A 5,260-nucleotide genomic window follows, 5' to 3' on the forward strand; every position below is an offset into this window, starting at 1 on the left:
ATCAATCCACGACGAGCCTTCAGTGATTCGTTCCTGCTTCATTCACTCTCTCCCCAGCTATCCGAGGAGGGGGCAATTCCTCGTGACGCTGAGGGGGCAATTTTCCATGGCGCGCGACACGCCGTGAACGCGCTGCGCCGGCGCGCGGCGTAAGATCTGTCCCTCCGAGCCAGGATCTGGTCGACTCGGCGGCAGAGACAACAACCTTTCAACCTTGTCGCTTCAAACGGCACTGCTCAGAAGTTAACGCCCTGATGACGGTCAGCTTACCAATTCGACGCGGCCGGTGTCGAGCCGATAAAGACCCCCGACGACCTTCAGCCTATTCTGCTCGATTGCTAAATTTAAAATCGGAGCCGCCGATTTGAGTTTATTGACGTTGTCGACTACATTTTGCCGGATCGCATTTGCGAGTGCATCCCCGCTTTCCTGGGAAGACGCTTTTACCGCGGCCGCAAGTGCGGCGGCGAGAGATGGAATGTGCCCAGGCAAAGACTTGCCCTCTCTTAAGGACTCGATCGTAGCACCGACGGCGCCGCAGAGATCGTGGCCAAGTACCAGGACCACCGGCGTATTTAGCACGGCCACCGCATATTCAATGCTGGCGAGCATTTCATCGTTGGCGAAATTACCAGCGACACGGCAGACGAACAGATCGCCAAGTCCGCTATTGAAAACATGTTCGGGTGCGATACGTGAATCGGCGCAAGTTAGGACCGCCGCATATGGATGCGTCGTGATAGGTCCTGGACGTAGCGCGCATTGCTTTCCATTAGGCGCTTCAGCGAAGCGTCCGGCGTGAGAAGGTTGTCCGGTTTTGGCGGCGCCGCTGCCTCCATGGCGCCCGCAATCCTACCGCCCAGCAGCATGCCCGCCGCCGAAGCCGTGAACAGCATAGCGAACGGCGAGACGGCGTCATCGGATAAGGCAAGCTCGGGAGGCAGTCGTCACACATGTTTTCCCTCTTCGTGTGCTGCTCTACGCTGTCTCGTCGCTTCGGGCTCCGCCTCGCTGCGGAACCAGCGCTAACCCAGCGCCTTACCTATGGAGTTGCACCAACTCAGTTGCGCAGATGTGTTCGCCCTAGCGCCTCTCGTTGCGCTTGATGACACCGCGATGAGCGTTATCCAAAATGGCTCCGAGAAGGAGTTCTAAAGGGTCGTTAGGCAACCTGATCAGGATTTCGAGACAACGTCACCGCCTCCCAAACAGCCGTTCTTCAGGCGGCATGCGATCCACTAGATTAGGATGAGTGGAGCGAACGCGGAGCCGCGCGAACGGCCTTAGCGCCGGAATCCATCGATGTGCGCAGGCAGCGGTGAGCACGAACGAAGTGGGCATCCTGGTCACTAGCGCTCCTCAGGTAATGTAGCCCGATCGAAGTTGTCATCGGTGCGTGCCGAATGGGATACCTATCACATTCCGACGCGGCTAAGAACGGCTCAAGCCTCATTCCAATTTCTAGACGAACTTCGCGCCGTCCCGCAGTTCGCAGACCAATTCCCCCTGGTTCACGATCTTGGCCGGCCCGGCCACCAGCTTTGAGGCCCGCACCGTGAGTTTGCCTTCGCGGCTGAGGCTGTGGCGGATGTATTCCGTCACTGGGTACCCGGAACTGTCCACGGTATGATGAGCGTTGGAGAAGTTGATGCCGTTCTGGGCAGTCACCCTGAAGGCATTGATAATTGGCCCGCCCTGTGTGGCCGAGCCGGGTTTTGTTGCCCGCCGGTAAGACCAACCTCTCCCTGGCACGCCCCATCGATCTCGGAGTTTCGGTGAGTAGCGGATCACCATTGGTGGCCGCTCTTAATGAACAACCAAGAGACGCTGCCCTGACGATTTTGACGAAAGTCGAGAGCCTGTGCTTGATTCGGTGGAGCCAGTTCTTGTTGTTACCCGACGGAACCTGCGCAGGTGATTGGGTATGTGGGCCTAAGGGTGCGTTGCGCTTGCAAATGATTATGATCGATCCCGCGGAGTGCGAGTCACTTCGTGCAATGCCTGCGAATTGCGAGAACGACTGGCGTCTCGGCGGGCTTGTCACTGGACCCTCCGCATTATGACGCGCCGTGCTGACATGTGCTCGCGCTCGCTGCACCAGCAGCGGCAAATTCTCCGCGCGAGGGCCTTTCTTGAGCACGTGCCGTTGCAAGTTAGGCGCGCCATAAATGTTTCTAGCGCGATTACGGACCGGTCTGTGAAATGCCAGAGCAGGGCACCTCTGCTCCATCGGTGAGTAGTGTAAAGCTCATCACAATACTTTCGAAGCTAACACTGCATTGTCAGGTTTGAGCCAAGGGGCGCGACCGAGCGACTGGAGAACCGCCAATTTTCAGGCGGCACGCTGCTTGCTTCGTTCGGACCGGCGGGCACAGTCCCGCCCATGACCGCTGTCGAAACCGAATGTACGTCTTCTGTCCGCTTTCGGCCAGCTCGCAAGTCGCGCGAGCCGGGCGGCCCACCCAGCCCAGGACCACTCCCATGAAACACTCGCTCCTCGCCGCCGTGTTGCTCTCGCTGACGTGTTTGTCCTTCACGGCGGTGCCCCAGGAGTGGGCCGCTGCGGCCCGGGTGGACGATTCCTTCCTTTGCCTCGAGGAAATCGAAGAGCCACGCGCACTGGATTTGGCCCGCGCCGAGAATGACAAGACGCTCGGCGCGCTCCAATCAGATCCCCGCAATCGCCGCTTCTATGAGGAGGCCATCAGCATCCTTCAGGCCAAAGACCGGATTTCCTATGTTTCGTTGGAACGCCGGGGTCTCAGCAATTTCTCGCAGGACGAGAACCACGTGCGCGGCATCTGGCGGCGTACTACGCTTGACAGCTATCGCGGCCAGGACCCGCACTGGGAGACCATCCTCGATATTGACGCGCTGGCGGTCGCGGGTAAGAAAAGCTGGGTCTTTAAAGGCGCTACCTGCCTGCCGCCCCAAGTGCGCCTGTGCCTCGTCCAATTTTCTGATGGCGGTAAGGACGCTGTGCTCGTCCGAGAGTTCGACCCGGACACCAACGCTTTCGTCACGACCGGTTTCGCTCTTCTGGAGGGAAAGCAGGCCGTCAGCTGGGTCGACCGCCACACGGTCCTCACTGCACGGGATTGGGGAGAACGGACCCTGACGCAGGTTGGCTGCCCTTTCCTCTTGAAGGAGCTCAAGCGCGCTCAGCCGCTCGTTCGAGCGCGCGAGGTCTTCCGTGGGGAGCCGACCCATGCCGTGGCGGCGCCCTTCGTGCTGCGGGATAATGAAGCCAAAGTACATGCGGCCGGCGCCATGCGCGCCATAAGCTTCTTCGAGCAGGAGTATTCGACGGCGGACATAGCGCGACCGCCAATCTTACGGATACGCGCGACGGCTGGCACTCGAATACACCTATGCATCCAGGCGGCTTGTGGATTGAGTGCGGTTGACGGGCGAGTTCGTTAAGGTCGCCAGTGCAAATGGCGGCTTGTCAGCATCAGCGCGTTTGGTCGGAGAGATCAGTGACCAGGCCGCATCCGTGTTTGTCATGACCCGCCACTGCGGGATGTCGTTGTGCTCTATGGCTTCACTCCAGCCATCCCGCGTCCGGCGGGATGGCTTCGCAAACCTGAATATCTAGAACTCTCACAGCCACAAGAGCTCTCCTTCGTTGCGCTCGAGCATTCGCAATGGTGCGTTAATTCCATCTCGGAGCAGTGGGCGACATGGAGCGGAGAATGCACAAGCCTTCGATCGTCAAGAGGCAGCGTGCGGCATGAGGTTTTGGACCTGTAAAGCGCTCACGGTCAACGCGATCTGTTCCCGGCTACATCAACGTAGCGAGTCGGTTCACGCTGATCACTTGAGCCATGATTGGCATCGTCAGCCGCAGGAAATGTGCGTGCGGGCTTGCGCTCCGACGGACAGGTGAATCACGAAATACAATGGAATCCATTCATGAGCGACATGACAACTCAGATTCATTCGCACGCGGTCGTGTGGATCGACCACCTCATTGCTAAGATATTCTCCATAGGTTTAACGGGCGTCAGCGCGACGGCCGTACGCGCGCATTTGGCGCCCCAGCGTCTTGATTGCAAAGCGCATACTGGCTCTGCCGTGAATGACGATCCGACGTTTGTCGTCAGGGTAGGTCGGGCGCTGAGTAGCTGCACTGATCTGCTGATCATCGGACCGGGAACCGAGAAGACCGAGCTGATGAACTTCCTGAGAGTGAACAGGCCGGATCTCACCCTGCACGTCGAGACAAGTAATCCTCCGACCGACCGGGAAATTGTAGCGGTTGGGCGAAAGGTCTTCCGTCTCGATTGAGTTGGCGATGTTCTTCTTCTGATTGTGGACGGTGCAACAGATCGGACCAAATTACGAGAGATGAGGATCGCTCTTCCCGGGGACCACCACCTAGCTCGCGCATCCGTTTACAGCGATGGATAGGCGCGGGGACCAATGCTATTTAAGTCAGTAGCGCCAATGGGTGGCTACCGCGACCGGGCGTTCTCAGGTGTTCGCCTTGACCAGCCGCCGACGTCGAGGCCGCAGGGAAAGACTGTGCAGAATGGCGATCACCCGCTCGTCCTCCCGGTGACATGCCTACCAGCGGACTCGCAAAACCCCAAGCGGAACGTCTAGCAACTGCTGATCGTCATTTCCGCAGAGCGCATAGCGCGAGATCAGAACAACGAACTGAAAAAGTCGCGAGCAAAAAATGACCCCCGGCATTTTTCTGCCGGGGATCGCGTTTTACAGAGAGTTGGATCAGAAGTCCATGCCGCCCATGCCGCCGCCCGGGGGCATCGCGGGCGCGCCGGTGTTCTTCTTCGGCAGCTCGGCGACCATGGCTTCCGTGGTGATCAGCAGCGCCGCCACCGAGGCAGCGTTCTGGATCGCGGCGCGGACCACCTTGGTCGGGTCGATGATGCCCTTGCTGACGAGGTTGCCATACTCGCCCGTCTGCGAGTCGAAGCCGTAGGCGTATTGCTCCTTCTCCAGGATCTTGCCGACGATCACCGAGCCGTCTTCACCGGCGTTGATCGCGATCTGGCGAGCGGGCGCGGAGAGCGCCTTGCGCACGATCTCGACGCCGGTCTTCTGGTCGTCGTTCTTGGTGCGCAGACCCTTGAGCTGCTCGGAGGCACGGAGCAGGGCGACGCCGCCGCCCGGGACGATGCCTTCCTCGACCGCGGCGCGGGTCGCATGCATCGCGTCATCAACGCGATCCTTGCGCTCCTTCACCTCGACCTCGGTCGCGCCGCCGACGCGGATCACCGCGACGCCGCCGGCG

General features: G+C 59.7%; 4 protein-coding genes and 1 pseudogene. 2 read left to right on the forward strand and 3 right to left on the reverse strand.

Annotated features, from left to right (window positions below):
• Window positions 1-261 precede the first annotated feature (261 nt).
• Together IVA78_RS24490 and IVA78_RS24495 are read right to left on the reverse strand one after the other, a co-directional pair.
• Window positions 262-955 (reverse strand): annotated as a pseudogene (locus IVA78_RS24490) (carbonic anhydrase).
• 506 nt (window positions 956-1,461) lie between these two features.
• Complete coding sequence (locus IVA78_RS24495) at window positions 1,462-1,794, reverse strand: VirK family protein (RefSeq protein WP_247468290.1); 333 nt, start codon at window positions 1,792-1,794, stop codon at window positions 1,462-1,464.
• Window positions 1,795-2,481: 687 nt separating this feature from the next.
• Here IVA78_RS24495 and IVA78_RS24500 point away from each other — a divergent pair.
• On the forward strand, window positions 2,482-3,423 hold the full coding sequence (locus IVA78_RS24500) for a hypothetical protein (protein WP_247468292.1): 942 nt from the start codon (window positions 2,482-2,484) through the stop codon (window positions 3,421-3,423).
• 492 nt (window positions 3,424-3,915) lie between these two features.
• Window positions 3,916-4,290: a hypothetical protein gene (locus IVA78_RS24505; protein WP_247277987.1), complete on the forward strand. Its 375-nt coding sequence runs from the start codon at window positions 3,916-3,918 to the stop codon at window positions 4,288-4,290.
• Between the two features lie 444 nt (window positions 4,291-4,734).
• On the opposite strand, the gene IVA78_RS24510 is transcribed toward IVA78_RS24505, so the two are convergent.
• On the reverse strand, window positions 4,735-5,260 hold a 526-nt coding region (locus IVA78_RS24510; RefSeq protein ID WP_276017354.1), incomplete at its 5' end, for a TCP-1/cpn60 chaperonin family protein.

It is taken from the genome of Bradyrhizobium sp. 137, from assembly GCF_023074095.1.
Taxonomy (GTDB): Bacteria; Pseudomonadota; Alphaproteobacteria; order Rhizobiales; family Xanthobacteraceae; genus Bradyrhizobium.

Coding starts and splice junctions, on each gene's coding strand:
- IVA78_RS24495 (WP_247468290.1), bottom strand. CDS start 1,794: ATGGTGATCCGCTACTCACCGAAACTCCGAGATCGATGGGGCGTGCCA.
- IVA78_RS24500 (WP_247468292.1), top strand. CDS start 2,482: ATGAAACACTCGCTCCTCGCCGCCGTGTTGCTCTCGCTGACGTGTTTG.
- IVA78_RS24505 (WP_247277987.1), top strand. CDS start 3,916: ATGAGCGACATGACAACTCAGATTCATTCGCACGCGGTCGTGTGGATC.